This is a genomic window from Paenarthrobacter sp. NPDC018779, assembly GCF_044391085.1.
In the GTDB taxonomy this organism is placed as follows: domain Bacteria; phylum Actinomycetota; class Actinomycetes; order Actinomycetales; family Micrococcaceae; genus Arthrobacter.
Genome location: NZ_JBIRZS010000004.1, coordinates 243,606 through 268,777, shown reverse-complemented (window position 1 = coordinate 268,777; position 25,172 = coordinate 243,606). Strand labels below are relative to the sequence as shown.

Sequence of the window (25,172 nt, the reverse complement as noted above, 5' to 3'; positions counted from 1 at the left end):
GTGTCTAGCGGGAACCGAACAGTCTCTTGCTGATCCGTGACAAGACACCGGGCTCCAGGGAGGGATCGATGATTGTTGGTTCGACGGAGAAGTCGGTGCCGCGGTCAGTGACGGGGCGGCGCTGGCTTTTCCAGTCAACGGACTTGAATTCCGGGTTATAGATCGGGGGAGTCACGCCCTCCGCGCGGAAAATGTCCCACATCCACGCCGGAATGTTGTCTACGGTTCGGGGGTAGGCGAGGAGTTGCTGAGCCCACGCGGTTGCGTTGGCCGGCTTACCGCCCGGGAACCAACTCCCGTCGCTCATCCGTGGTAGTTGCTCTTCGTCGGAAACACGAATGTACCCAGGCCGGTCGGGCAGTACATGCACCTCTGCTGAGGTCCAAGTTCCTCGTCCGGGACTATATGCGAGCACCCTGACTTCCTTCAGCCATTTGTCTAAAGCGTCACGCGAAAAGTCGTCCTCGAAGGTTCGTCCCTTGTAGATCACTTTGTCGCCGGAGAGTTTGTGCCCGTACCCAAATGACCCGGATGCCATGGCTACAAGGACGTGAACGACCTCATCCATGCCGTGTGCAAATCCTGTGGGATTGAAAGCTTCCTTGGCTAGTTTCTCCAAGCCGGCAAGCACGAAGGGGTCTTCATTTAGTTCGAGGGCACTCACTGTGTCAGCCTATCTGTCGGTTCGGAGAGATTATTAAATTCCCCTCGCGCAGGAAGCTCGTCTCCGAACGTGTAGGCCAAATCCAGCGAATCGGGTGTAGCGCGATCTCCAGATGCCAGCCTCATCTACCATGCCAGATCTACAGGCTTGCCAGCTTTCAAGTCGCGCCTCACGACACCAATGACATCCATTTCGACCTTATGAAAGTTGTCGGCCTCGTTGACTTCAATGGGTGTGCCTTTAATCCGTTTATGCCGCTCATGTTGGGGGAAGCAGCCCGGCTTTCTCGCCAATGACTTCGGCGACGACGTTGCAGGCGATTCACGCCCGCGTAGGTGTCCTCCCTGGTCACTTTGCCTGCACTGACCCTTAGTCCAAGTGGACTCGCATCCGCCTAGGATGCCGACACGTGCAGAGTTCGTATGTGCCGGGTTTCGCCCTCAGGAACGGCTGCCGAACAGTTTCTTGCCGATCCGTGACAAGACGCCGGATTCCAAAGACGGATCAATGACGGTGGGTTCGACGGAGAAATCGGTGCCGCGGTCAGTGACGGGGCGTCGCTTGTTGTCGTAGTCCACGGTCTTGAGTTCGGGGTTGTAAATCGGCGGGGTGACACCTTCCGCCCTGAATACGGTCCACATCCACTCAGGGATGTTGTCTACCGTCCTTGGGAATGCTAATAGCTCTGATCTCAGCGTGTCAGCGTCCGATGGATCATTCCATCCCGACGCAGCAAAGAGTCCATCCGTGAGTATCTCTTCGTCAAAGACTTCAAGACGACCAGGGGCGTCCGGATAGAGAAAGACCCTATAGCTCACCCATGTGCCGACGCCCGGGGAGTAGCAACGCGACCGGACTTCAAGTAGCCAGTCATCAATCGTCTCTGTGGAGAAACGGTTGGAGAAGTCCAAGAAACCCCATTGTGAGCCGCGCCGAACGTCTTCGCACCTCCGCGACATACTCTGCTGGATCACCGAGGTGCTCACGAGTTCCTGGGCCTTATCGCCAGGGCCGCCTTCTCGGAAAGCCTCAGCTTTTAAACGCTCTAAGCCTTCGGCAACAAAGGGGGTATCAACCACCACACTGCTTCTCACGTTGTCACTAGTCCCTCGGAAGATTGTTGAATCGTTGCGTCTTTAGCGGACCACCATCGAAGCGATGATCAAGCGTCAATCGAGATGGTAGACCCAACGTTGGACTTGGAGTCATTCGCATTTCCCAGTCCAAATCTACCGTTTTGCCAGCTGCTAGGCGCTGCTTCACTTGTTTGATGATGTCAGCTTCGATCTTTCCGAACCGGACCTGGTCGATGGGAACGCCGACCCCGCGGTTATGCCACATGTGTTGTGGAAACACGCCCGCCTTTTCGCCGATGAAGCCGAGGGCGGAGGGGCTCGCGTGGCCGCCGTCGTAGCCTGGGCCACCCAGCCGCCCGGCCTTGAGTTGCTGGTAGCCGTTGCGGTTGGAGTTCCCGGCGAGCGTGGAGACGATGTGGCCCTTTGCCGATGCAAGATGGGCGTGTTGATCCATGACGAGTGTGAAGGTGTTTCGTAAGCCGCCGTCGACTTCGGCAACCACGTTGTAGGTCACGTTCGGCATCGGCTTCATCAGTTCCGGTGACCACGCGCGTTTCACGCCTGCGTAGGTGTCCACCCTGGTCACTTTGCCGGTTTCGTCGGTGTAGTACTTCTCGATGGTTGCGGTGTTGACTTCGCCGGTGTTGTCCTTCATCAGACGCCGGTTTTCAATGACGTACTCGGTGTTGGGCTTGAGGTTGGTGCGAGCGGCGAAGTTTTCCTTGCGGTGGATCGGGAATTCGATATCGCCGTGCCGCAGAGTCACGGCGTTGGTGATGTGCTCTGGTTTGGGGAACTTCGTCTCCATGGTGGAGGTGAATGTACTTGCGGGTGCGTGGGTCCCGGATGTCCTTGGCGGGGTGAACGCGGGCTGGTGGTTCTCCTTGATTGAACCCGCGATGCTGTCCAGCCTGTCGGCCATTGCGGTGTGGCCGCCGGTGCGCATCAGGACGCCGTCGGGATTGGGAATCATCGCTCGGGAGAAGGCCTCGTCCATTCTCCGGAGACCGTGGGCAGCGCCAGACAGGCTGTTGGCGGTCGTGTTCTTCACCCCAGAGACCAATCCGTCCTGCGCCTTGGTGACAAGGTTCCAGCTACCCACGCTGGCCTTGGTAAGCGCTCCCTGGACCTTCGCCGTGGTGTTGGGGGCAAGAATGTCGGAGACTTTCAGAGCCAGGGAGCCGGGCTTGTCGAGGAATTGGCCGGTCTTGAGGAGCACACTGGACGTGGCACTCAGCCTGGCAGAAAAGGCCGCTAAACGTGCACTGTCCATCGTCGCGATGCTCAGGTGCTCGGCGGCGAGCCCTGCCTTGCTGGCCAAAGTTCCGCCCTTCACCGCTGCGCCGGCCCCGACGCCGATAACCGTGCTGCCGATGTTGAAAGTGGCACCGCCGATGGCCCAACCGACGTTGGTTTCACCATCCTTGAGATGGATGAACGCGGAAGGAAGGGAACCAAAAAGGTCTTGTGCTTCCCGGATCTTTTGACCCTCGCGCTTTTGGTATTCCTTATCGTCCAAGTGCCAGAGCGAGGCGATCAGGGTCCCCGCCGCCCCCGCCATGGCATTCATGCCGCCATAGGTAGCATCACGTTTGTCTTCGTTGGTCCATGGATTGAACGACCAGACGCCGTCGACCAGTTCGACTGCGCCTGCACCGATGCCCTGCATCAGTCCCAGGACATCGTGAGGCCGGTACACGACGGTTTTATTACCCCAGGGACGTTGCTCGTCATGCTGGATTCCAAAAAACGAACCGGCGTCGTAGAGGATTTCATCCACCACGCTTCCGGACCGAAGGTCGGACTCCTCGGGGAGGTCCACCCGGTGAACCTGTCCGCCCGAGACTTCAGCCAAGGACGCTGCGCAAGTGTTCTGGGCGGCGAAGTACTCGGAGCGGATGGCCTCAACGTCTGAAGACAACCGATTTCGTCGCGCCGTGAGGTCTGAGTCACCAGTCCAGTGTCGCTGCTCGTGAGTGGTAATTTGCTGACCACCCTGGGTGATGGTCGTTTTCTCAACCGACGTTGGGAACGCGTCGATGTCAGCGTCCAGGGCGTGTACGGCCCGGCCATAGGCCTCCAAACGCAGCTTCAAATCCCTGCAGACACCGGAGAAGGTCTCGAGTGCCGCGGCTGTAGACCTTGCAGTGCTTTGTACCCGCTGCGCGGTCGGAGTCAGGTGGTCAAAAGCCGACAGCACAGTGGCGGATTCATCGGCGATGTAATGGGCCGAGAGTCCCCGCCACGCTGCCGTGGTGTTGGTGAAACTGACAAGGTAGTCCTCTGCGTGCTGACGCAGTGACTCGGACGCGGTGTCGAGCGAATCAACATCCGGGAGACGAAAGCCTCCGGAAGGGTCCAGCCCGGAGGAGCCTGTCTGGACGCACACTTCAGGGGTTAGAGCCATCTGTCCTACTCCTTCAACGCCTGCGCTGGACCGCCGTGCACGGGAGCGGGTGCGGTGGTCTCGGCCAAGGCGGCGTTGCGTTGTGCAGCGCTGGCCATGGCCAGGTCCCCTTGCTGGTAGAAGGCCAGGGCCTTGGCGGTGGACGTAAGGATGGTCTCGGACCGGCCGGCCACTTCTCCGGCGGACGGTGTAAGCCCGAGGACCACTACGTCGTTGAGTGCATTGAGGACCACTGCAGCGTCACCTGGGATCGACGCAGCGGCCTGCTCGAGTGCTTTGCCCATCCCCTCCAGCGAGGGTTGCGAAGCTTCGACGTGGGAGGCGGCTGCCTTCAGTGTTGAGGCGGTGCCGGCCGTGTCGATGTTCCAGACAGCCATCCCAGAAACAGGGGACCAGGGTTAGCCGATGCCTTGCACGGCGTTCCGTGCGGCGGTCGCAGCTGTGGTGGCGGTGTCGTCGGTTTGGGCGAGGGTGGAGCGGACCAGTGCGACGATGGACCGGACTTCGGAGGCGGCGGAGGTCCACCGGTTCTCGACTGCTTGGTATTCGGCGTCGACGCCGTCGGCGCGGAAGTCGGCCATGGCGTGGTTCACGTCCTGCTGCCGGGCGGTGATGAGGTTCTCCAATTGCGCAGCCAAGGCTTGGAAGTCGGACTGGACCTGGGCGGAGACGTTCGTGTCATATGCAATGCGGCTCATGATGGCTAGGCCCTTCCCTGGAAGCGTGCGGCGTCGAAGTTCGCGGACCCCTCTGAGCGGCGGGCCGTGTCGGAGGCGGCCTGGTCGCCTTGGGTGAAGGCGGTGTTCATCCCGGACTGGCCTTGCACGATCGCACCGAGTGCGGTGTTCAACTCTGAGGCGACCAGGTCGGAGCGGTTCTTGAAGGAGTCGAATGCGGCCTTGCCCGCGCCGCTGAACTTTCCTTCCAACGGGGTCACGGCGTCCACGAACCGGCGCACCAACGCACCCAGGTCCTGGTGCGAAGCATCCGTTTGCTTACCCAGGGTGGCGAGTGTCTGCGCACCCATATCGAAAATAGCCATGAGGTCCCCCAATTGAAGACAGTTCTGTTCCGCTGAACCAGCGGACGACCTTAACCAGCATGGTGACAAGCGTTGTTTATGTCCAGTCGATGAAGTAAACATCATCCATAAACATGATGACTTAATAGTCATACGGCTGGATTTCCACAGCCCGGGGTTTGTTGACTTGCGCTGGCGGATCAATGGCGGGATAGGTTTAAGGGCTGTGGCACCGCAGCTGAGCGGTGGCCGCGACGATGCCCGAATGGGGGAGTGCACTTGGCTGAAGACTACGATTCCCGTCTGCTGGAGTCGGCGCGCGTGCGTAAGCACAGGCTCGATGACGCGCTGTTGTTCGGGCAGAATCCGCAGGAACGCACTTACAAGTCCGCCACCGCCAGGCTGATGCAGTCGCTCCTGATTGCCGCGCTGATCGCGGCCGTTTGCGTCGGTTTCAGCTTCGTCCAGCACCTCCTCAGCGAGCAAGCAACCAAACAGCCCCCGGCGTCCTCAGCTACAGCCGTGACCATGACCGAAGGGACTGTATGAGCACCGCCCTCAGCAGGGTGACGGTGATGGCCGCGCACCGTCACTTGGACCTGAGACTTCCGTCGGATGAACCCATAGCAACCCTGCTGCCGCAGATCATCACCATGATGGCGGACCCCAGGGATGCTGAAAGCCAGCAATCGCCCGGAAGCCTGCAGGTGGTGACCACCTCGGTCCTCACAACCAGCCTCGGCTCCACGCTGGAAAGCTCCGGCTCTCTTCGCGAGGCTGGAATCCAGGACGGCTCGGTGCTCTACCTTCGCGATGAGCGTGACGTACCGGCCGCCCCCGACGTGTACGACGTTCCTTCGTTTGCCGCCGACTCGCTGGAACGCATGCAGGCGTTGTGGAAGGGGCGGCTGAGGACCGTGGGCTTGTCGGCGGTCTCCGCCGTGCTCTTGGCTGCGGCGGCCAGTTCGTTTGTACTACTGCTTCGTTCCATCGGCAACAGCACTGCAGCCCTGACCGGGATCGCCATTGCCGCCGCACTCATGGTGGCAGGCGCTGTGCTTGGGCGGACCCACTCCACCCCTGGAGGCGTGTCCCTGCTGACGGCCGGTCTGGCCGCTGCGGCCGCCACAAGCTCAATCGTGGTCCCGTTCGCAACCGGTTCGTTGCTCTTCGCCGCGGCCTTGGTCCTTGCCCTGGCAACAGGGGCGTTGGCCACGGGAAAATATGTTTCGCTGCTCTCCAGCGCGGGATTGCTTCTTGTCCTGGGTGGTTTGTGGGCCGTCCTGGGCCTCGTGACAAGGGACCAACCCCTTTCCGCCGGGATCGTGGGGATCCTGGCAATCTTCGCGCTGGGCATTGCGCCCCGGCTTGCAACGGTGCTCACGGGACTCGGCGCCCTGGACGACGACCAGCGCCAAGGCAAGCGAATCACCCGGAACACCACCCTCGATGCCATCCACGCCGCCCATGCCACACTGACCGGCTGGACCCTGACGGCGGCGGTCGTCGCAGGAACTGCCGCGCTGGTTGTGGCGACGGCGCGGGACAGGCCCGTGTGGGCCGTTCTCCTCTCGGTGTCGCTGCTCGGGGCTTTGACGTTCCGCGGCCTGGCGCTACCGCTGTTTGCGCAGCGTGCCGGTGTTTATATCGCGGCCGCAGGAGGTTGCTGGGGCGCCGCGTATGTTCTGGCGGTAGCTGCCAAGCAGCCCTTCGTGCTGGCCGCTGCAGCGGCGGTAGCCCTGCTCGTGTTGCTTGCCTCGATGCTCACGGTCCGCGAACAGACTGCCGCCAGTCTTCGCGTTGTCGCGTCGCGCCTTGAACTGATCTGCATGCTCGCCGCCGTGCCGCTGGTCCTGGGCCTCTCAGGCGCCTACACACAGTTGGGACATACCTTTGGCTGAACAACCACGCACCGGCTTCCCGTTCCAGAAACCGGGCGGCAAAAGAACACGCACGACGACGGCGGGCGGCTTTCCGGGTATGGCCGGCTCTCCTGCGAACCGGCTTGCGGTAGACGACGTACCCGGCCCCTCAACCGCCGCCCCGGTTTCGCCGCCGCAAGCAGCCGCGGCGAAAGCAGCCCCATCATTGCCGCCGCTCGCAGCGCCCGGTTCGCTGCCGCCGTCGGGCGTTGCTCCTTCCGCACCAGCCAGCCCGGCGAAGGTGCCCCGGAAAGGCGGCGATACCTGGTGGGAACGGGTTCGTTTCGAGGTGACGGATGCCGTGACCTCCGGATCTTTGTCCGAGCGGTTGATCCGGGCCAGTTCAGCGGTGGAAGCTCCCATCACCACCGGGCGCCGGGTGGTTGTCCTGGGAACGGCCGGGGGAGCGGCCACGTCCACCGTGACGGCGTTGCTCGCCAAGCTCCTGGGAAGCATCCGCCAGGAACCGGTCATGGCTGTGGATACCACGGACCTCCACGGCCGCCTCTTGAAGTACCTCGGTGTGGAGGAAACGGCCCTGCTGTCTGACTTGATGCGGCAGTACACGGCCCAACCCGTCAGGACATTGCCGGATGCCGTTGCTGCCGCCGGCAGCAGTGTAAGCAGGGTGTTCGCGGTGGGGCGCGGGGACGTGCCAGCCATGGCGGATGCACCGATTGGCCTGCAGGAATGGACCGACGTCTCGGCCACCCTCTCGCGATTCATGGCCGTCACGATCGTCGACGGCGGCGCCTCACCTTTCTCACGGCACGCCGCGGCCCTGCTGGACAGCGCGCACGCAGTGGTGTTCGTTTCGCCGGTGGACGCGGACCCGTCAAGGCTGCAGGAGCTAAGGGAGGACCTGCTGCGCTCCTATCCTGAAGTCCATCAGGTGCCCGTCACGGTGCATTCGCGCCAAGGCCGCGGCGGTGCGTTTGCCGATGGTGTGCTGCCCTTTGACCGGCACCTCGCCATGGCAGGGAATCTGCAGCTTGGCAGGCTCGGAGCGCGCACCAGGATCGCGGCCACCGAACTCGCCGGCAGGGCACTCATGGCCGCGAACGGGGCGTGACCCCATGACCACCCGCCTGGTTCACCGTCCTGCCCGCACCACGCTCCCGGATCAGCCGCCCGAAGCCGCGGTCATTGATGCGCCTCCCCAGCTGGCCAGCGGTGCCGGCGGAATGAACCTGCTGGCCTTGGTGCCCATGCTCGGCGCGGCTACGTCAGTCACAGTGATGATGTTGTTCCGTGGTTCGTCCCTGGCTGGCATCGGTGCGCTCATGATGGTTGCCACTGTGCTGGCTTCCGTGGTCCTCATGTTCTCGCAGCGCGGCAAGGCCACCCGGCAACGGGCTTCCAAGCGCCGGATGTACATGGATTACCTTCGACGCCGCCGGAGTGACTTCGAGGCAGACGAACAAGCTGCCAGGGCCAGGGCAAACGCAGCCCACCCGCGGGCCGACGTGCTTGTCCAGGCCGTGGTGAACCACCCGCACCGGCTGTGGGAACGGCGACGGACAAGTCCGGACTTCCTCGCGACCCGCTTCGGAACGGGAAGCGTGCCCCGCCGCAGGATTACCATCCAGGACAGTGGAGACGCCGTCGAACGGCCCGATGCCTTCATGCTGTCCGAAGCTGAGCAGCTCCGCGGACGGTTCGCCGCCAATCCGGATATGCCCCTCACCTTGCCACTGGCCGCGGCCTCTGAAATATCGATCGTGGGGGACAGGGCAACGGCCCTCGACATTTGCCGCAGCCTGCTGTGCCACCTCGCGTCAGCGCAATCACCGGAGGACGTAGAGCTGGCCATCCTGGCCGGGAACAACGAGGCCGAGGATTGGGAGTGGGCCAAGTGGCTGCCCCATCTGCAGGACCGCGGATCGCTGCGCCGGGCGTCCACTCCTGCCGAGCTGGCTGTTCTCCTCGAAGGTCCCCTGGCCGCCCGCTTGGCCGTCATGAACAGTGCAGCACGCAATTTCCAACAGGTGGCTCCCGACGCCCTGCCCCGTTTGATCGTCATCTCGGATCGTCCGGGGCACAACGCCGCCTCCCTTCCCGGACTGCCATCGGACATGCCTGCGGCCAGGCTGGCCGTCACCCGGATCCATCTGCTGGCCGAACAACAGCAGGAGCCGGAGCGGGTTGATCTACGGCTCCGGGCCACTCCGGACGAGGTCACCCTCGAATGGACGGCCACGGGCCAGACCATCCGGGGCACAGCGGACAAAGTCCCGGCGGTGGTGGCCGACTCCGTGGCCCGGGCGCTTGCTCCGTTACGGCTGTCCGAACTGTCCCACGAATTCGGGGAGCACAGGTCCTCGCGGAGCTACGCCGAAGCCCTGGGCTTGGGCGATTACACCGTTGAGAAGATGCTGAACCTCTGGAAGACGCCACGCGGTGCTGACTTCCTCCGCGTGGCCATCGGTGAGGATGAGGACGGCACGCCGGTCTACCTTGATCTGAAGGAACCGGCCCGGCAGGGCATGGGACCGCATGGACTGTGCGTGGGTGCCACGGGCTCGGGAAAGTCGGAGTTGCTGCGGACCATAGTCCTCTCCTTGATCGCGACGCATCCGCCGGAAGACCTGACCATGGTCCTGGTGGACTACAAGGGCGGCGCTACTTTTGCGCCCTTCGAGCAGGCGCCGCATGTCTCTGGGCTTGTCACCAACCTGGTCAGCGACGCGGGCCTCATCGACAGGATCTACTCCAGCCTGGCCGGAGAAGTGAAGCGTCGGCAGGAGATGCTGAAGGACGGCGGCGACTTCGCCCACATCAACGATTACCGCGAGGCCCGGAAACGGCATCCCGATGACCCCGCGCTCGCGGAGCCGATGCCCTACTTGTTCGTGTGCATCGATGAGTTTGGTGAGCTCCTCACCGCCCGAGCGGACTTCATCGACCTCCTACTGTCCATCGGCAGGATCGGGCGGTCCATCGGCATCCACCTGCTCCTGGCGTCGCAGAAAGTGGAACAGGGCATGCTGCGCGGCCTGGACACCTACCTGGCCTACCGGATCGCCCTGCACACCAACTCGGAGATGGAAAGCCGCACCATCATCGACGTCCCGGACGCCTACCACCTGCCCAGCACCCCCGGCCATGGCATCCTCAAGGTGGATACCTCGGTGTTCAAACGGTTCCGCGCAGCTTACGTTTCGGGTCCCTTGCCTTCTGCTGACAACGACGCCGGCAGCTTGGTTCCCGAGGCCGTCCCCGTTCGTACCTTCCGCATGTCGGGTGACTCAACCCCGGCGCTTTCCGTGCCGGCGGTGGCTGCCCCTGCACCGGCTACCCCTGCGCCGTCGTCGCCTGGCCACCCCGAGTCCCGTGACGCCGACAGCGCAACCATCCTTTCCGCCGTCGTGGGTTTCGCGGCCGGGCAACCGCGCCTGACTAAGCCTGTGTGGTTGCCGCCGTTGCCCTTCGCTGTCTCCCTGTCCGGGATCGGTGCTTCCTTGGACCTCACGTCCACGGGTCCACGGCTGGCCCAACCCCGGTACCTGAGCCCCGCCGTCGGGATCCTGGACGACCCCGCCCGCCAGTGGCAGGGTCCGTGGCACCTTGACCTGGCCGGCCGCGGTGGCAACCTGGCCGTCCTTGGAGCCCTGCAAAGCGGGAAGTCGACAGCGCTGCGTACCATCGCGGCGTCGCTGGCGCTGAGCCACAGTGTGGGGGAGGTCAACCTTTACGCGGTGGACCTGCTGGGAAACTCGTTGGCGGGACTGGCCGAGTTGCCACACTGCAGTGGTGTTGCCGGCAGGGGGAACCGGGAACTGCTGCGGCGAACCGTGGAAGAAGTCCAAAGCCTGCTCAACGCCCGGCAAACCGCTTTCGACCGGCACAAACTCGACTCGCTCCACGCCATGCGGACCATGCGGAGCAGGGGAGAGCTGCCGGAACTGAGCTGCACCGACGCTTTCCTCTTCATCGACGGGTTCGGCAGCCTGGGCTCGGAGTTTCCCGAGCTTGAAGAAGCCGTGGACGACGTCATGATGCGTGGCAGCACCCTGGGCGTTCACGTGGTTGTCAGCGCCCGGAACTGGTCCGACATCAAGATGAACCGGCAGTCGTTGCTCGGAAACAGGATTGAACTGCACCTGACCGATCCGGCCGACTCGATGGACCGCCGGCTTGCGGGCAGTATTGGTGCGGATCGCCCGGGCCGGGCATTGACCAGGGAAAAGAAGATCGGCCACTTCGCACTGCCGTCATTAGAGACCGAACCTGACCGCGACAATGCCGGGCAGGAACTGGCAGCCCTTGCTGGCACGCTCCGGCAATATGCCTCCACGAGCGCTGCGCCCGTGCGGGTCCTGCCCCGCCTGGTGGGTCTGCCTGAGGACCACGACGCCGTGCCAGGCACCATTGCGCTGGGGGTCAGGGAACACGACGGCGGCACGGAGAACCTTGAGCTGTTCGGCACGGACAGGGGAGCCATTGTGGTGGGCGACCCGGAGACCGGCCGCACCAACCTCCTGCGGAGTGCCGCAGCCCAATTGATGGCCACCCACAAGCCCAGTGACCTGGTGTTTGCTGTGTTCGACCCGCGCCAGCAGTTGCAGGGGTTCATCCCGGACGACTATCTGGGCGAGTACGCGGCCAACAGCCACCGGGCCTCCGAACTGGCCGTCTACCTCTCGGATCAGGCAAAGGAACGGCTGGGCGACGGAACCAAGGAACCCCTGCGCAAGCCCAGGATCGTGCTGCTGGTGGACGATTACGACATCCTCGTAGCCACCGGCAACCAACCGCTCCACGCGCTGGCCAGCTACTTGCCATCCGGAGCGGATATTGGATACCACGCCATGGTCACCACAAGGACCACTGGGAGCAGCCTGTTGATCCATGACACCTTCATAGCCGGAACCCGGGCATCCGGTGCTCCCGTGATCATGTTCTCGGGCGACCGCAGCGAAGGCGCGGTGGCCAGTGGCGTCCGGCCCGTTTCCCTGCCAACCGGCCGGGCAAGGGTGGTGCGGACCGGTCGCCCACCCACCACCATCCAGTCTTTCCACCACAACGAGGTACAAACCCATGAGCTATGACTTCCACCTGATCTGCGAAGAAGATCCGCGGAAAGAGCGCTTCGCTTATGCCGCGGGGGAGTTCGAGAACAAGTTCACCTATGAGAAAGCCAAGGATTCCCAGGACCTGATCCTGAGCCTCGCTGGAGAAGCCTTAGGCCTCATCACCGAGCCTGTCCTGGTTCCGCAGAACGAGCTCCGTCGGCTCTTCGGCGACGACGTAGCCACGCAGTTGGGTGGGCAGGGCTGGGTTTCCGACGTCAACATCCCTCTTGACAAGGAAGTTGCCGAGTCGGTCCGGGCCTTTCTGATGATCGCCGTGATCGGCACCAAGGGCGTGCTGATTGATCCCCAAACCCAGCAGGTGATCAACGCGGACTGGGGATCGTGAAACCGGCGCCGTTGCTTACAGTCGCAGTACACGGCCCACGGCCTTCGCTGGGAGCCGGACTGCGGAGGCAATTGGCCGAAGCAGTGGCCAACGCCCCGGAACGCTATGCCCTGGCCCTCCAGACATCTTCCGAGGCGTGCCTGAGCTATCCGCTGGTGTCGTTCCTTAGAGCGAGCGCAATCTTGTGGCTGGTGGAAGGGCCTCACGGAGAAATCAGGAATGGGCTGCTTGGCCCCTCCGCCGGCCGGGACCATGCACCAGCGGCGAGTACCGCCGTCGTGCTTTTCGGCAGTGTGCTCCACGCCGCAGGAGGTGACCTTCCCGTGGGCGCCTTTGCGACGCGGATGCTTGCGGCGTGCTCCCTGAGTCCGGCGTACATGGGACTGACCGAGCCACTGCACCAGGCATGGGATATGGATGCCTTGACCGCTGAGCTGAGGGGGCAGGCACCGAAAGGGGTCGCCTTGGTGTCTGGCGACGGATTTTCCGGCACCGTGAGCGCGTACCGCACTGAGGCCGGCGTGGTGGAAGGCTTCGATGTCCTGCTGCCTGCCGGGCTACCGGAAGCAGGTTCGGTATCGGCAGTGGCGGACGCGGCCGTGGAAGCGAACGCCCAGGAAATCGGCATCGACGTTCATCACGGGCTGGTGGACGGGTTTGTGCGTGAGGGCGGAGAACTATCCAGGGAACCCTGGCTCAGGGTATTCGGTCCCTCACTGCACAGCGGCCTACCGGAAAAGCTGGACGGGGACGCCGAGCTGCGCGGCGTGCGCCCGTTCCAGCACTTGGTCGCTACCTTCCCTGGAGCCGTTGGTCAGACGTAGCCATCCACGATTGCCGCTGCGATCTCCTTGTAGGCCCGCCGGGTTCCTGCGGCGATCTTGTCCAAGGAGATCCGGTCGCCATCGGCCACCCCGCGATCGTGTGGCACGGTGATGAGCTGCCGGCAGAACCCCGCGAGGTGTTCCTCGATGGCGCGCTTGTTGACGCGGCTGGAAACCTGGTCCTTGTCAGTCACAACGACGATTGCGTTGCGGGCCAGGTTTTCATAGCCGTGGTCGGCAAGCCACTGCAGGGTGTTGCGTGCCCGCTTGGCGCCGCTGACCGCGTACCCGGAAGCGATGACCAGGTTGGTTGCCTCGGGCAGGACGCCTGCCATGGCCGGGTGTGAGACGCCGGTGCCACAGTCCGTGAGAGTGACCGAGTAATACTGGGAAACGAGTTGCTTGATCCGGAGGTATTCCCCGGCAGTCAGGGCATCCGACAAAGCCGGATCCTGCTCACCAGCCACCAGGTGGAGCCTGTTGGCGTGGTGCATGTAGTCGGTGAGCATGGTCAGCGAGTTGATGTGGTCGATGTCCCGGACAATGTCCGTGATGGTGCGCGGTTTGACCTTTTGGTACAGCATTTCCCCGAGCGCGCGCTCTGCCAGATCGCCGCTGTCAGGATTCGCATCAATGGCGCAGGGATGGTCTCCCCGGTATTCGGCCAGGATCATGCCGACGCCCACGGTGGTGGAAGTTTTCCCGATGCCGCCCTTCAAGCTGAGGATGGCCGTGTTAAAACTGCCTGAAAGGGGCCTTGCGATGCGGCGCTCCAGTTCGGCCTCGTCCTGGTCCTTGGCGCTGGGGCCAAGGTTCACGAAGCCGCCCGTCGCCGAGTACAGGACGCTGCGGAACCCGGTGCTGGGTCGCGGCTTGTCCGGCCGCACGAACTGGGTCTCCAAGTGGGCCGAGGGCGCAGCCACGGGGACGGACGGTGCCTGGGTGGTCTTTTCGGCGACAGGGAAGCTTCCCAGAGCCTCCGCCCTGCCATCCGGGTGGACGTGAAAGCGGCCTTCCTGTCCCTTGACGTGGTCGATGGCCTCAGCGAGGACCGGAGCACCGGACGCCTTGGCATAGCCCGCAAGGACGGTGATGGCCGCCGAATACGGATCCGTTCCCTCGGTGGTTGAAATGGATTCTCCACCGACTGTTACCCGGCCGTCGGCGAACACTTCAACGCGTGTGGCCCCCAGTTCCATCGCTGCACCCTTCGATAATCCATACGGCGCCAAGGCGACGCCCCAACCAGAGATCCTAGCGGGGCCGGCAGACACTGGTCTTGTCACATGGCTTTCATTCACCGGCCTAGTTCCCGCCAGCCAAGGATGCATGGAGGACGGCGGCGTCATCGACGATGGTTTGGAAGCTGGGCACAGTCAAGCCGCCACCCTAGGCATGGCTTCCGGCGGGCAGGCAAATTGCGGTTGGCGGAACTGTGGATAACGTCGTTGCTGCGCTCAGTGCCGTTCTGCGGTGCGGGCGATAAGGGCCTGAAGGTCTTCGGCAACCTTGTCCTGGCGGGCGCTGCGCGTCAGGACGCCTGAACCGTGCTTGGGCTTCGAGGCCTGGCGCGGTTGGGATGTCCGCGGCTGCGTGTTGCGGCGGAACGCGGCGTCGCGTGCCGTCCTCGGTTCACGCATGGGCGCGTCGACGGTGACGGTGCCCTGCAGGGGGTCGTGGAAGAGAGGGAGATTCATGGGTCCATTCCGGTAAGTGCGGGCCGCACGGGTGCAGCCTTGGAAACGCTCAAAGGGATATGAACTCTGATCCTTGCATAACTGAAAACGCGGTGATATGGACGGATGCATATCGGACTGCCATTTGCTTGTGCACTTGTCCACGGTTTTTGGGGGCTGGCCGGCGCTTCGAGCCGTGACGCTGGAGAATCCATGTCAAGCCAGATCCTGCGCAGCCTTGCGCTTGCTGTGAGGGGGGCGTTTTTCCGGACGCCTATAAGATATGCGGACGTACATCCAGGAGCGGTGTGAACAATTCAACTTCGGCTGTAGGAATCCTGCAGCTAACCGCTGCTTCCCGCCACTGGGTGAGGGACCGGAGAATGGCCGACAGAATGGCATCCCGTTTGTTGGCACTGACGAAGTATTCCGAAACGCCCATCAGCGCCCGTAGTCCGGATTCCCGTTTCGTAGCGCCGTCAATTGACGTAGCGTGTTCGGAATTGACGTCCGGATTGGGGTTGACATCGAAGGCCGGGGACAGGCGCCACCCGTTGCTTCCTCGGATGAAGCCGTGGTTTCTAAGGTGATCATCTGTGTTGTTGACGGCGTAATTGAAAGCTATTCGCCGGAATAGTTCTTCGCGATCCTCGGAAGGAGCTTCCGAATGTTCGTCGATGACATCCAGAAGATCAAGATAGTCTCCGTGTGTGCCGTCTTCCTGCTGCAGCATGGTCATGGCCGATACGTAGTTGATCCGCTGACTCTTGAGCCTGTCAAAGCGATCCAGCACAAGAACGGGGTCGTTTGTGCCCACATGATGAAGGCTAAAGGCAGGAGTCTTGATCCCCGCGTCACGGGCCAACTTGAGGGTCGCCGCTTCCCATGCGATGACTTTCCATTGATCTCCTTGATGCGCGAACTTGGCTATGGCAAGCTCGGAGCCGTCCTGGACTGATGCTTTTGGCCTCGCGCCTCCGAGGCTCGCCGTTCCGGCGTCCAGTAGCTTCTTTAGTGCAGCGAGGTTCCCGGTGTCCAACTCGGCTTCATGAGCGGCTGCCCGGAGTTCCGGGAGCTGGACGAGCTTGGGCACGTCAGTGCCATCGCTCAGATGCGGACCGTCCACGAGGCGGAACCGAAGAGCTCCTTGTCGCGTGACATCCGATACCCCTAGCAGGAAGTCCCGGTCGGTTAGCGTACCCGGATTTTTTCCAAGGCTCCTGGCTTCAGTTTGGACTCTCTTGGTGACTATGTGCCGGCCCCAACGATCAGGCGAGGCATCGGCGAACGCTCCGGGCAGACCCTTGACCGTGTGGCTTCCACGGGTGACAGGGAGTGCCGGATCGATGGCGTACGACTCAGGATGGGCCAGAAAGGTGGGGGAGTAGGTGAAGCTCGTAGTGGTGACACCCCGCCGAGCAACTATGTAGGCCCTGCCGACGTTGATTGGGCCAGTAGCCAGCTCGAGGTCTACCTCGACGGGATTCGTCATCGCCGTACGCGCTCAGGGAGTATCTGGTCGGCGCGGGCACGGCCAAAATCGGTTTCGTAGGGATCCAGGGCCTTATTAAGTTGCTCGCTTAGCCCGAGGACTCTGGCTACGTCGAGAAAGGCTTCCAAGCCCACGCCCAACTCCCCGTGTTCAATCTTTCGGAGTGTATTGCGGCTTATACCGGCCCGATCTGCGACTTGCGCCGCGGTGAGCCCCAAGAGCCTCCGCCACGTGAGCAACTGTTCGCCGATGGTGGTGGCTGTCCGTTGGGTTCTGCTGGAGGTCCGCGACATAGCCATGAGACCAGCCTAGACCTTAATGATCCGGATTACGACCATTAAGTGTTTTAGTGGTCAGCATTGTGAGCACTAAAGTCTGTCAGATACTTAGCCCCAGAGGGCTTTGCGGAGCAGGGTCTTCAGTTGCGTCACTTCGTCCTCGCTCAAGTGGGCGAGCTGCTGTTGTTCGCAAGCGTCCAGCTCCGAGCGGATCTTGTTGTGGATCCGGCGTCCCTCACCCGTGGAGACGATGGCCCTGGAGCGCCTGTTCCGTTGGCCGGGGGCGCGTTCCACCAGCCCGCGGTGTTCCAAATCATCCACCAGGCCCGCCACTTGGTTGAGGTCGAGGCTGAGGAATTCGGCAATCTCGCGCTGCGTGGCGTCCAAACCACTGCAGGCAAGTGTCAGTACCGAGAAGGTGCGCTCGCGGAGGCGGAAGTCGCCCAGGGTGTGCTTGTTGAGGGCGGAGCCGGCGTCGTGGAGCTTCCCCAGCAAGAGACCAACATCGTTGCCGATCTCCGCGGCCGCGAGGCGCGGTGTTTCAACATCGGCAAGCAGCGGACCCATGACAACTCCAAATAGTAGAAACGACCACGACCGCTACATTTTTGTCAGATGCGCAGGCCCCCATGACCGCTTCAAGCATCTCACGACGCCAAGAGTCGTGCGCGCAACGGGTCCTGTCAAGCGTGGGCTAAGGTGCTGGAAGACTCACTTCCCAGGCTCACAAGGGGTTCCATCACACATGGGCGCGCTCGGATATCTCGCCGCTTCAGTTCCACCACGCATGGCGAGTGCCGGTGCCGCAGTAGCCCTGCCCATCCTGGCCGTCCAGCAATTGGGGGATGTCGCCGTCGGGGGCTTGCTGGTGGCGGCGTCCCTGGGTCCCAGCGTGCTGGCCGCACCCTTGGTGGGCACTGCCCTGGACCGGACCCGCCGCCCCCGTTTGTTGGTGGCGGGATCCGGTGTCCTGACGGCCATCGCGTTTGCCGCTGCAGCGCTCATCGGGCAGGTTCCGCTGCCGGTAGTGTTCGTCCTCCTGGTCCTGGCCGGCGCCGTGTCGCCCTTCTATATGGGTGGGCTTTCCAGTTTTGTGTCCGGTGCGATTCCGGATGGCCGCCGGGCCTTCGCTTATGACGCGCTGTCCTACAACGTGTCCGCCGTGGCCGGCCCGGCATTGGTGGCGGTCATTTCCGTGCTACTCCCGGCACAGGCTGCCCTGTGGGTGTTGGCTGTTGCGGCGGCCCTCGGTTCCCTGGCGATACGTGCCGTGCGGCTCCGGCCCCATGGTCGATCGGGTGGCTCGCCTTGGCAGGCCGTCAAAGGGGGCCTGGGCATGATCTTCTCGCATCGTCCGTTGGCTGTGATGACGGCGTCATCCACCCTCACCCAATTGGGGCAAGGCGGTTTGGCCGTTGCGGCCATCGCGTTGTCCGTGGAGCGCGTCGGATCGCCCAGCGAAGGTGCAGCAGTGGTGACTTCGTTTGCCGTGGGCAGTCTTCTCGGGGCGCTTTACGAGACGGCGCGGCCCACGCGGCGCTCGCCGGAATTCGTGATGCTGGCCGGTTTCCTGGCCACCGGACTGCTGACTGCGTTGGCCGCGTTGAACTTCGGAACTGTGTGGACCATTGTCGCCATCGGCTTGTCCGGCGCATTCACCGCACCCTCTACTGCCGCCATGCTGTTCCTGCGGAACCGGCTGAGCCCGCCACACCTGAAGTCGCAGATCTTCACTGTCAGCGCCGGATTCCGAGCCAGTGCATCCGCGGGTGGCGCAGCGGTCGCGGCCTCGGCCGCGGGGTTGGGCGGTGCCGTGATGGTGGTGGCCATGGGGGCGATCTGGATCATTTCGGCGGCGGTGATGGGCGCCTATCCGAAGTCGGAGGGGTAGGGCTGCTGGCGGCAGTCACTCGATGCCGGCGGCAGGATCTTGCCGGTTTGTTCTCTAAGTGCGCATGCGGCCGCCTGAGAAGAGGCAATCGGCAGGATCTTGCCGAATCGGGGGGAGTGGGTCAGAATTGACCCACTATTGTCATTGATCGGCAGGATGTTGCCGGAATGGTATGAGGAACATGATCGACGCAGAGACCATCGGACGGGCTATCCGTGACGCCCGAAAGCAGGCTGCCCTCAATCAATTAGACCTGGCGGAACTCGCTGGCGTGGCGGAGCGCACCGTCAGGGCGGTGGAAACGGGAAAGGGCAATCCCGGTTTGGGAGCGGTCATCGCTATAGCCAACGTCCTCGGCCTGCACGTGATGGTGGGCTGATGACAGGCGACTTGGAACGCCTTCGGCATCTTTCCGCCGCCGATGTCTACAAGCAAGGGAAACTGGCAGGGCGCTTGGTGCGTGGAGACTCGGGATCTACGGCCTTCGCTTACGACCAGCAGTACCGGGAAGCCGGGCTGGACGCCGTGGCTACCACCCTGCCCCTAACGGACGATGTCATCGTTTCGCCGGGTGGAGGTTTGGCGGCCTTCTTTTCAGGTCTGTTGCCCGAAGGGCACAGGTTGACCGTGCTGCGCAATGCCACAAAGACCAGCTTCGATGACGAGCTGACCCTCTTGATGGCGGTGGGTGCTGATGTCCCGGGCGATGTGCAGATTGTGCCGCAGGGTGAGGTTCCTGTGCTGCCTCAATCACTGGCGGATGTCTCACAAACTGAGGCCTTGGATTTTGCGGAACTGGGAGGAAAAGTGGACCTGCAGGCGATTCCGGGGGTTCAACCCAAGGCCAGCGCATCCATGCTGTCCGCACCCGTTGCCCTCAGTGATGGTCGTTTCATTCTCAAGCTGGATCCGCCCGAGCATGCGCATCTGGTTCGAAATGAGGCAGCCCATTTAGTGGCAGCTCAAGCCTTGAGGATCCCTGTGGCTTCGGCAGTCGTGGTGCCCGATAAGAATGGTCTCGACGGGCTTCTGGTTAGACGCTTTGACCGTCAACGTCTTAGGGGCGGGTGGCTTTCCCTGCCTCTTGAAGACGGTGCTCAAGTGATGGGTCTTCCTCCCGCGGCAAAATACGGCATGAGCTCCGAGCAACTGGTCCAGGCCCTGAGCGCGATCACCAGAGCGCCTGTCGTGGCTGCCCGAAATTTGTACTTGCAGTTCGTTTTTGCCTGGCTGACAGGCAACGGGGACCTTCATGCCAAGAACGTCTCAGTATTGGGCAACGGAACAGGCGATTTCACGATAGCTCCTGTCTACGATGTTCCGTGCACTTTGTTGTACGGGGACGAGACGATGGCGTTGCCAGTGTCCGGACGAACGAGGAACATCCGTAAGCGGCATTGGGCGGCGTTCGCCGCTGATATCGGGTTGCCGGAAAAGGCGGCGGAATCGGCCAATGCCCTGGCGCTGAAAGCCGCAGTGAGCGTTGACCTATCAGCCCTGCCTTTTTCCGGTTCGCCTCTCAACAGGGCGATCCGGGAACTACGTCTGCGGCGGAATGAGTTGGCTGACTGACAACAACTCGACCGGAGACATTCCGTCAAAGGGATAAATCCCGGTTAATTTTGTCCATTCAACTGCCTTTGCCGCTCCAAGAGCATTACGATGAGCAACGACTCATCACTATGAGTACACGTCTGAGTTCGACTCACACCTAACCGGGGGATATACCAATGAGCTATCAGCAACAACCTCAGCAGACCCAGCCTTACGGCGCGCAGGCCGGCGAACCGCCGCTGTGGGCTCCCTACTACGGCGCACCCATTGGCGCTGCTGTTCAGCGTTTCTTCAAGAAGTACACGGCGTTCACGGGCCGTGCGAGCCGCAGCGAGTACTGGTGGTGGGCACTCGTGGCAGCCGTCGTCGGCTTCGTTTTGAACCTTCTGACCACCATCCTGGGTGCCGCCGGTGCCACGGTTTCCAACGGAACCTCCGTTCCCGGACCGGGTGCCGTTGTTGGCTTCATCCTGATTGCCGTCTGGGGCCTCGCGACGATCGTTCCGTCCATCGCCCTGACCGTCCGTCGCCTGCACGACGGCAACTTCAGCGGCTGGCTTGTCCTGCTGGTCCTGGTTCCGTTCCTCGGAGCCTTGGCTGTCCTCGTCCTGACGCTGCTCCCGTCCAACCCGGCCGGCCAGCGTTTCGACGTTCCCACCGCGTAAGTACCTCGCATCTCCCGAAAAGGGGCGGCACACCACGTGCCGCCCCTTTTCGTTTCCCACCGACCAAGCCGTGGCATGCTGAAGACCTGCCCCAACGACGAGGAGTGACATGACCAACCCTGCACAGGCCAGGAGCATCAAACGCTGCGCAGTGGTTGGGGGCGGCATCATTGGCGTCGCCGTGGCGCGCGAACTCGCGAACAAGCTCGACGGCGCCCACGTCACCCTCTATGAGAAAGAGGACAAACTCGCTGGGCACCAGACGGGCCACAACTCAGGGGTGGTGCACGCTGGCCTCTACTACGAACCGGGCGGATTGAAGGCGACCCTGTGCCGCAGGGGAGTGGGGCTGCTCCAGGAGTTTTGTGCCGCGAAGAACCTTCCTTACGAGGCCTGCGGCAAGCTGGTCATTGCCCAGACCCCAGAAGAGGCCAAGCGCCTGGACAACATCTTCGCCCGCGCCACGGCCAACGGGGTTCCGGGTGCGCGCATGCTTGACGCCCACCAGATCAGCGAGGTGGAGCCGAACGCCGTCGGGCTTTCCGCCCTTCACTCGCCGGAAACGGCGATCGTCGATTACGCGGCCATCACCAACGCGCTCGCCGACGATGTCCGCCTGGCGGGCGGGCAGATCCGCCTCGGCCAGGAGGTCACTTCCCTGGAGCAGCAGGCAAACGGCGTGGTGGTCCATACAAAGGACGGCGGTGACCACTACGACTTGGTGGTGGCCTGCACCGGACTCCAGTCGGACCGGCTGGCAGCAGCCACCGGGGAATCCGGAACGCCACGGATCGTGCCTTTCTTCGGGCAGTATTTCCTGTTGGGTCCGGAAATGCGTGACCAGGTGAAGGGCCTGATCTACCCCGTACCGGATCCCAAGCACCCCTTCCTGGGTGTGCACCTCACCAAACGGATTGACGGCGAAATGATGCTGGGTCCCAACGCCTTCATTTCCTTCGGCAGGGAGTCGTATTCCTGGAGGGACGTCAATGTCCGGGACGTGCTGAATTATGCACTGTTTCCAGGGTTCTGGAATTTTGCCCGCCAGAATGTCCCTTCGGCCGTCCGTGAGTTCCAAACGGTGGTCAGCAAAAAGAAATTCATCAAGGAAGCCATGCGCTTTGTGCCTTCGTTGGAAGGTGCCACGGTTGTCCCCGGGACACGCGGCGTGCGCGCCCAGGCGATGAATGGCGACGGTTCGCTGGTGGACGACTTTGTGATTGCCCGACGCCGGGACACAGTTTTGGTGCGGAACGCACCGTCGCCTGGGGCCACGTCCTCCCTGGCCATTGCCGAGTACATTGTGGAACAGGCCTTGGCGGGCTAGCCATTCCGCAGCGAAACGCGCGTAAATCCAAGCGATATGGCACCGCCGTGTCGTGTTGGACACAGTATTCGTGGAATGCGGGTTCTTTGCCCTAAACTGCTGCACTGAGGTGCCGGAATGGCACTTATGCAGCAACGAAAGCGAACCCTATGGCTACTGATTACGACGCCCCGCGCAAGACCGAAGAAGAGTCTCCCGCTGAATCGCTTGAGGCCCTTCAACAGTCCCGCGGGACCGGCGCCCAGACTGCTGTCATCGATGTCGATGAAAACGACACCGCCGAGGGCATCGACCTCCCGGGCGCCGATCTTTCCAATGAAGAATTGACCGTTGTGGTGGTTCCCGAACAATCGGATGAATTCACCTGTGCTTCTTGTTTCCTGGTCCGTCACCGGTCCCAGGTGGCCTTGGAAAAGAACGGGCTCAAATACTGCAAGGACTGCGAAGGCTGAGCCACTTCGCAGCGGAACGGACCCCATCTGACCAGCAATGGCCGGGTGGGGTTTTTGCTTGCCCAAGATCACGCCATGGTCACGTGATCTTGGGTTACGAACGGGGTGCCGGAATTACAAGGAATGGGGTTCCAAGGGAGCCAAAATGCCTCCTGCATGACCTTTCCGTGACCACCGAAATACCCCTCTAACGGTTGGGCGCCGAAGCGGAAACGAACGGTCCAAACCCGGCGTGACGCTCCTACTCTGGAGGTATCCAACCCGCCTTGAAGGGGGCAAAAAATGAGGAAAATCAGCGCCGGAGTGGGAGCCGTGGTCGCGGTTGCCGGTCTCGGGCTGGTGGCGCCGGGCCCAGCCTCGGCAACACCGTATTGCGGGATCACGTGGGGATCGCTGGCAAAGGGCGATCCGGACATGAGCTCCGCCACGGTCACGAACGTCCGCACGGGCCAACAGGCCTGTTACGACCGTTTGGTGATCGACCTTTCCGGCAAAGTGGCCGGATACTCCGTGCAGTACGTCCCGGTGGTGGTCCAGGATGGCTCGGGCTTTGAGATCCCGTTGCTCGGCGATGCGGACCTCCAGGTGACCGTCACAGCTCCGTCCTACAACCAGGGCGGCCAATCCACGTATGTTCCTGCGGCGAAGGCCGAGCTCTCCAACGTCTCTGGCTACCAGACGTTCCGACAGGTGGCCTATGCAGGCAGCTTCGAGGGCTACACGAGCGTGGGGCTTGGGGTCCGCGCCCGGCTTCCGTTCCGGGTGTTCACTTTGGACGGGCCCGACGGCGGCTCACGCCTGGTAGTGGACGTGGCGCACCACTGGTAGGCGCCGAACACACGGCCAAACACGGGGAAAGCTGCCGGTTCGTACGGAAGATTCCGTGCGAACCGGCAGCTTTCCAGCGAACTGCGCGTGGTTGGGCAGCGCTTGTTGGGCAGCGCGGGGCCGGGTAGGCCTACTCCGGGACAACCAACGCAGGGGTGTCCTTGCGGATGGTTTCGCCCCGGAAGAATCCCGGGCGCACGCGGGACATGATGAGCATGACCACCGCGCCCATCGCCAGGATCCCCACGCCGAGGACGAACACCAGTCCCACCCCGAAGATCTCCGAGCCGCTGCCAAATTCCGGCGCCCAGCTGTCCACTGCCGTCTGCAGGAACACGACGAACAGCCCAACCCCGCCCAGCAGCGGGCACAGGAGCCGCAGGAAGAAATTGCGGGCACTCGTGAAAACGCTGTTCCGGAAATACCAAACACAGGCAATGGCGGTGAGTCCGTAGTAGAAGCAGATCATCAGGCCCAGGGCCAGGATGGTGTCGTTCAGGACGTTTTCGCTGATCACGTGCATCACCGCGTAGAAGCCCGCAGACAGGACGCCCGCAGCGATAGTGGCGAAGCCCGGCGTCGAGAATTTCTTGCTCATGTGGCTGAAACGCTCGGGCAGGGCGCCGTAGTGCGCCATGGCCAGCAGGCTGCGGGACGGCGACGTGAACGTGGACTGCAGCGAGGCCGCAGAACTCGAGAGCACCGCGAGGGACATCAGGATCGCGAACGGTCCCATCACCGGTGACGCGAGGGCCGTGAACACGTTGGCGTGGTTCTCCTCGTTGTTCAGCCCGATGCCTGTGTCGCCCACGCCGGCGAACATCATGGTGGCGATGGTGACCAGCAGGTAGATCCCCAACACGATCACGGCGGTCAAGGTACCTGCTGCGCCCGCCGTTTTCTTGCCGTTTGCGGTCTCCTCGTTCACCGTGAGGCAGACATCCCAGCCCCAGTACACGAAGATCGAGAGTGAAATGCCCGCCGCCACCTGGCCGAAGGTTTCAATCTTGGTGACGTCGAACCAGTCCCAGCTGAACGGGACGGCTGTCTCCGATGTGGACCAGTTGGCGAAGGCCATCGCCACGAACAAGCCAAGGACCAGCAATTGGAAACCCACCAGGCCGTACTGCACGATCTTGGTGGTGTGCAGGCCCCGGTAGCTGACCCACACAGCCAAGGCCACGAAGACGAAGCAGGTGAGGACGTTGATCACTTTGTCGCCTGCGAGGTCGGCGAGTTCCGGGTTGCCGGTTGCCTGGGCCAGGAACAGGTAGAAGAAGTCCACGGCCACGCCGGCCAGGTTGGACAGGACGATGATGTTGGCGGCCAGCAGGCCCCAACCGCCCATCCAGCCCACCCAAGGCCCGAACGCCTTGGTGACCCAGGTGAACGTGGTTCCACTGTCCGGGGAGTCTGCGTTGAGTTCCCGGTAGGCCAGGGACACCAGGATCATCGGAATGAACCCGATCAGGAAGATCACGGGCAGCTGAAGCCCGGCTTCGTTGACCGTGGGTCCAAGCGCGCTGGTGAGCGTATACGCCGGGGCGATAGTTGAAATGCCAAGAACGACGACGGCGAGGAGCCCCAACTGCCCCGTCTTCAGTCCCTTGCCGCTGATGTCATGCGACGTTGCAGCGTCAGTGCTGCTGCGGATTGTCTGGCTCATGGAAGGCC

The 25,172-nt window shown here is 62.7% G+C and carries 25 protein-coding genes; 13 read left to right on the top strand and 12 right to left on the bottom strand.

What is annotated here, in order from left to right:
• Nucleotides 1–4 precede the first annotated feature (4 nt).
• The 6 genes from ACH488_RS07545 to ACH488_RS07520 form a co-directional block, all read right to left on the bottom strand.
• Nucleotides 5–568, bottom strand: coding sequence for a hypothetical protein (locus tag ACH488_RS07545; protein ID WP_397323252.1), 564 nt, complete (start codon nucleotides 566–568; stop codon nucleotides 5–7).
• Nucleotides 569–1,104: 536 nt separating this feature from the next.
• Nucleotides 1,105–1,743 (bottom strand): hypothetical protein, encoded by a 639-nt coding sequence (locus tag ACH488_RS07540; RefSeq protein WP_397323251.1) that lies wholly within the window; start codon nucleotides 1,741–1,743, stop codon nucleotides 1,105–1,107.
• Nucleotides 1,744–1,765: 22 nt separating this feature from the next.
• Nucleotides 1,766–3,940 (bottom strand): hypothetical protein, encoded by a 2,175-nt coding sequence (locus ACH488_RS07535; protein WP_397323250.1) that lies wholly within the window; start codon nucleotides 3,938–3,940, stop codon nucleotides 1,766–1,768.
• A 212-nt stretch (nucleotides 3,941–4,152) separates the two neighbouring features.
• Complete coding sequence (locus ACH488_RS07530; RefSeq protein ID WP_397323248.1) at nucleotides 4,153–4,524, bottom strand: DUF6507 family protein; 372 nt, start codon at nucleotides 4,522–4,524, stop codon at nucleotides 4,153–4,155.
• Between the two features lie 21 nt (nucleotides 4,525–4,545).
• Nucleotides 4,546–4,845, bottom strand: a complete 300-nt coding sequence (locus ACH488_RS07525; RefSeq protein WP_397323247.1) for a pore-forming ESAT-6 family protein — start codon at nucleotides 4,843–4,845, stop codon at nucleotides 4,546–4,548.
• Between the two features lie 5 nt (nucleotides 4,846–4,850).
• Nucleotides 4,851–5,189 carry a hypothetical protein gene (locus ACH488_RS07520; RefSeq protein WP_397323246.1) on the bottom strand — a complete coding sequence of 113 codons (339 nt, stop codon included), beginning with the start codon at nucleotides 5,187–5,189 and terminating at the stop codon, nucleotides 4,851–4,853.
• Nucleotides 5,190–5,447: 258 nt separating this feature from the next.
• On the opposite strand from ACH488_RS07520, the gene ACH488_RS07515 reads away from it, so the two are divergent.
• From ACH488_RS07515 to ACH488_RS07490, 6 genes are all read left to right on the top strand, one after another.
• Nucleotides 5,448–5,717 carry a hypothetical protein gene (locus ACH488_RS07515; protein WP_397323245.1) on the top strand — a complete coding sequence of 90 codons (270 nt, stop codon included), beginning with the start codon at nucleotides 5,448–5,450 and terminating at the stop codon, nucleotides 5,715–5,717.
• Entirely contained in the window at nucleotides 5,714–7,069 is a 1,356-nt protein-coding gene (locus ACH488_RS07510; protein ID WP_397323244.1) for an EsaB/YukD family protein, read from the top strand. Before ACH488_RS07515 ends, ACH488_RS07510 begins: the two co-directional genes overlap by 4 nt.
• Nucleotides 7,062–8,162: a hypothetical protein gene (locus ACH488_RS07505; protein ID WP_397323243.1), complete on the top strand. Its 1,101-nt coding sequence runs from the start codon at nucleotides 7,062–7,064 to the stop codon at nucleotides 8,160–8,162. Before ACH488_RS07510 ends, ACH488_RS07505 begins: the two co-directional genes overlap by 8 nt.
• Before the next feature lie 4 nt (nucleotides 8,163–8,166).
• Nucleotides 8,167–12,141, top strand: a complete 3,975-nt coding sequence (gene eccCa, locus ACH488_RS07500; protein WP_397323242.1) for a type VII secretion protein EccCa — start codon at nucleotides 8,167–8,169, stop codon at nucleotides 12,139–12,141.
• Nucleotides 12,131–12,511, top strand: coding sequence for a hypothetical protein (locus ACH488_RS07495; protein ID WP_397323241.1), 381 nt, complete (start codon nucleotides 12,131–12,133; stop codon nucleotides 12,509–12,511). Before eccCa ends, ACH488_RS07495 begins: the two co-directional genes overlap by 11 nt.
• Nucleotides 12,512–12,582: 71 nt before the next feature.
• Nucleotides 12,583–13,335: a DUF6177 family protein gene (locus ACH488_RS07490; protein ID WP_397323240.1), complete on the top strand. Its 753-nt coding sequence runs from the start codon at nucleotides 12,583–12,585 to the stop codon at nucleotides 13,333–13,335.
• Here the strand turns inward: ACH488_RS07490 and ACH488_RS07485 are convergent.
• The 5 genes from ACH488_RS07485 to ACH488_RS07465 all read right to left on the bottom strand — a co-directional run bounded on the left by ACH488_RS07485 (nucleotide 13,326) and on the right by ACH488_RS07465 (nucleotide 17,348).
• A complete protein-coding gene (locus tag ACH488_RS07485) occupies nucleotides 13,326–14,534 on the bottom strand; it encodes a MinD/ParA family protein (RefSeq protein ID WP_397323239.1) in 1,209 nt (402 codons plus the stop codon). The genes ACH488_RS07490 and ACH488_RS07485 overlap by 10 nt on opposite strands.
• Before the next feature lie 258 nt (nucleotides 14,535–14,792).
• Nucleotides 14,793–15,032, bottom strand: a complete 240-nt coding sequence (locus ACH488_RS07480; protein WP_397323238.1) for a hypothetical protein — start codon at nucleotides 15,030–15,032, stop codon at nucleotides 14,793–14,795.
• 253 nt (nucleotides 15,033–15,285) lie between these two features.
• The gene (locus ACH488_RS07475; RefSeq protein ID WP_397323237.1) at nucleotides 15,286–16,503 is read right to left on the bottom strand and encodes a type II toxin-antitoxin system HipA family toxin; all 1,218 of its coding nucleotides are present in this window, start codon (nucleotides 16,501–16,503) and stop codon (nucleotides 15,286–15,288) included.
• Nucleotides 16,500–16,796 carry a helix-turn-helix domain-containing protein gene (locus ACH488_RS07470; RefSeq protein ID WP_397323322.1) on the bottom strand — a complete coding sequence of 99 codons (297 nt, stop codon included), beginning with the start codon at nucleotides 16,794–16,796 and terminating at the stop codon, nucleotides 16,500–16,502. The genes ACH488_RS07475 and ACH488_RS07470 overlap by 4 nt, the downstream gene beginning before the upstream one ends.
• Nucleotides 16,797–16,889: 93 nt before the next feature.
• The gene (locus ACH488_RS07465; protein ID WP_397323236.1) at nucleotides 16,890–17,348 is read right to left on the bottom strand and encodes a MarR family winged helix-turn-helix transcriptional regulator; all 459 of its coding nucleotides are present in this window, start codon (nucleotides 17,346–17,348) and stop codon (nucleotides 16,890–16,892) included.
• A gap of 178 nt (nucleotides 17,349–17,526) precedes the next feature.
• Between ACH488_RS07465 and ACH488_RS07460 the strand changes: the two genes are divergently transcribed.
• The 7 genes from ACH488_RS07460 (at nucleotide 17,527) to ACH488_RS07430 (ending at nucleotide 23,498) form a co-directional block, all read left to right on the top strand.
• Nucleotides 17,527–18,672: an MFS transporter gene (locus ACH488_RS07460; protein ID WP_397323234.1), complete on the top strand. Its 1,146-nt coding sequence runs from the start codon at nucleotides 17,527–17,529 to the stop codon at nucleotides 18,670–18,672.
• Nucleotides 18,673–18,853: 181 nt separating this feature from the next.
• Complete coding sequence (locus ACH488_RS07455) at nucleotides 18,854–19,051, top strand: helix-turn-helix transcriptional regulator (RefSeq protein ID WP_397323233.1); 198 nt, start codon at nucleotides 18,854–18,856, stop codon at nucleotides 19,049–19,051.
• The gene (locus ACH488_RS07450; protein WP_397323232.1) at nucleotides 19,051–20,244 is read left to right on the top strand and encodes a type II toxin-antitoxin system HipA family toxin; all 1,194 of its coding nucleotides are present in this window, start codon (nucleotides 19,051–19,053) and stop codon (nucleotides 20,242–20,244) included. Before ACH488_RS07455 ends, ACH488_RS07450 begins: the two co-directional genes overlap by 1 nt.
• 158 nt (nucleotides 20,245–20,402) lie before the next feature.
• Nucleotides 20,403–20,891: a DUF805 domain-containing protein gene (locus ACH488_RS07445; protein WP_397323231.1), complete on the top strand. Its 489-nt coding sequence runs from the start codon at nucleotides 20,403–20,405 to the stop codon at nucleotides 20,889–20,891.
• A 109-nt stretch (nucleotides 20,892–21,000) separates the two neighbouring features.
• On the top strand, nucleotides 21,001–22,218 hold the full coding sequence (gene lhgO / locus ACH488_RS07440; protein ID WP_397323230.1) for an L-2-hydroxyglutarate oxidase: 1,218 nt from the start codon (nucleotides 21,001–21,003) through the stop codon (nucleotides 22,216–22,218).
• Between the two features lie 149 nt (nucleotides 22,219–22,367).
• Nucleotides 22,368–22,670 (top strand): DUF4193 domain-containing protein, encoded by a 303-nt coding sequence (locus tag ACH488_RS07435; protein ID WP_387438096.1) that lies wholly within the window; start codon nucleotides 22,368–22,370, stop codon nucleotides 22,668–22,670.
• Between the two features lie 282 nt (nucleotides 22,671–22,952).
• Entirely contained in the window at nucleotides 22,953–23,498 is a 546-nt protein-coding gene (locus tag ACH488_RS07430; protein WP_397323229.1) for a hypothetical protein, read from the top strand.
• Between the two features lie 130 nt (nucleotides 23,499–23,628).
• Here the strand turns inward: ACH488_RS07430 and ACH488_RS07425 are convergent, their stop codons facing one another.
• On the bottom strand, nucleotides 23,629–25,164 hold the full coding sequence (locus tag ACH488_RS07425) for an APC family permease (protein ID WP_397323228.1): 1,536 nt from the start codon (nucleotides 25,162–25,164) through the stop codon (nucleotides 23,629–23,631).
• Between the last annotated feature and the right edge of the window lie 8 nt (nucleotides 25,165–25,172).

Coding starts and splice junctions, on each gene's coding strand:
- ACH488_RS07545 (WP_397323252.1), bottom strand. CDS start 568: ATGGATGAGGTCGTTCACGTCCTTGTAGCCATGGCATCCGGGTCATTT.
- ACH488_RS07530 (WP_397323248.1), bottom strand. CDS start 4,524: ATGGCTGTCTGGAACATCGACACGGCCGGCACCGCCTCAACACTGAAG.
- ACH488_RS07525 (WP_397323247.1), bottom strand. CDS start 4,845: ATGAGCCGCATTGCATATGACACGAACGTCTCCGCCCAGGTCCAGTCC.
- ACH488_RS07520 (WP_397323246.1), bottom strand. CDS start 5,189: ATGGCTATTTTCGATATGGGTGCGCAGACACTCGCCACCCTGGGTAAG.
- ACH488_RS07510 (WP_397323244.1), top strand. CDS start 5,714: ATGAGCACCGCCCTCAGCAGGGTGACGGTGATGGCCGCGCACCGTCAC.
- eccCa (WP_397323242.1), top strand. CDS start 8,167: ATGACCACCCGCCTGGTTCACCGTCCTGCCCGCACCACGCTCCCGGAT.
- ACH488_RS07495 (WP_397323241.1), top strand. CDS start 12,131: ATGAGCTATGACTTCCACCTGATCTGCGAAGAAGATCCGCGGAAAGAG.
- ACH488_RS07485 (WP_397323239.1), bottom strand. CDS start 14,534: ATGGAACTGGGGGCCACACGCGTTGAAGTGTTCGCCGACGGCCGGGTA.
- ACH488_RS07480 (WP_397323238.1), bottom strand. CDS start 15,032: ATGAATCTCCCTCTCTTCCACGACCCCCTGCAGGGCACCGTCACCGTC.
- ACH488_RS07475 (WP_397323237.1), bottom strand. CDS start 16,503: ATGACGAATCCCGTCGAGGTAGACCTCGAGCTGGCTACTGGCCCAATC.
- ACH488_RS07470 (WP_397323322.1), bottom strand. CDS start 16,796: ATGTCGCGGACCTCCAGCAGAACCCAACGGACAGCCACCACCATCGGC.
- ACH488_RS07465 (WP_397323236.1), bottom strand. CDS start 17,348: ATGGGTCCGCTGCTTGCCGATGTTGAAACACCGCGCCTCGCGGCCGCG.
- ACH488_RS07460 (WP_397323234.1), top strand. CDS start 17,527: ATGGGCGCGCTCGGATATCTCGCCGCTTCAGTTCCACCACGCATGGCG.
- ACH488_RS07455 (WP_397323233.1), top strand. CDS start 18,854: ATGATCGACGCAGAGACCATCGGACGGGCTATCCGTGACGCCCGAAAG.
- ACH488_RS07450 (WP_397323232.1), top strand. CDS start 19,051: ATGACAGGCGACTTGGAACGCCTTCGGCATCTTTCCGCCGCCGATGTC.
- ACH488_RS07445 (WP_397323231.1), top strand. CDS start 20,403: ATGAGCTATCAGCAACAACCTCAGCAGACCCAGCCTTACGGCGCGCAG.
- lhgO (WP_397323230.1), top strand. CDS start 21,001: ATGACCAACCCTGCACAGGCCAGGAGCATCAAACGCTGCGCAGTGGTT.
- ACH488_RS07435 (WP_387438096.1), top strand. CDS start 22,368: ATGGCTACTGATTACGACGCCCCGCGCAAGACCGAAGAAGAGTCTCCC.
- ACH488_RS07430 (WP_397323229.1), top strand. CDS start 22,953: ATGAGGAAAATCAGCGCCGGAGTGGGAGCCGTGGTCGCGGTTGCCGGT.
- ACH488_RS07425 (WP_397323228.1), bottom strand. CDS start 25,164: ATGAGCCAGACAATCCGCAGCAGCACTGACGCTGCAACGTCGCATGAC.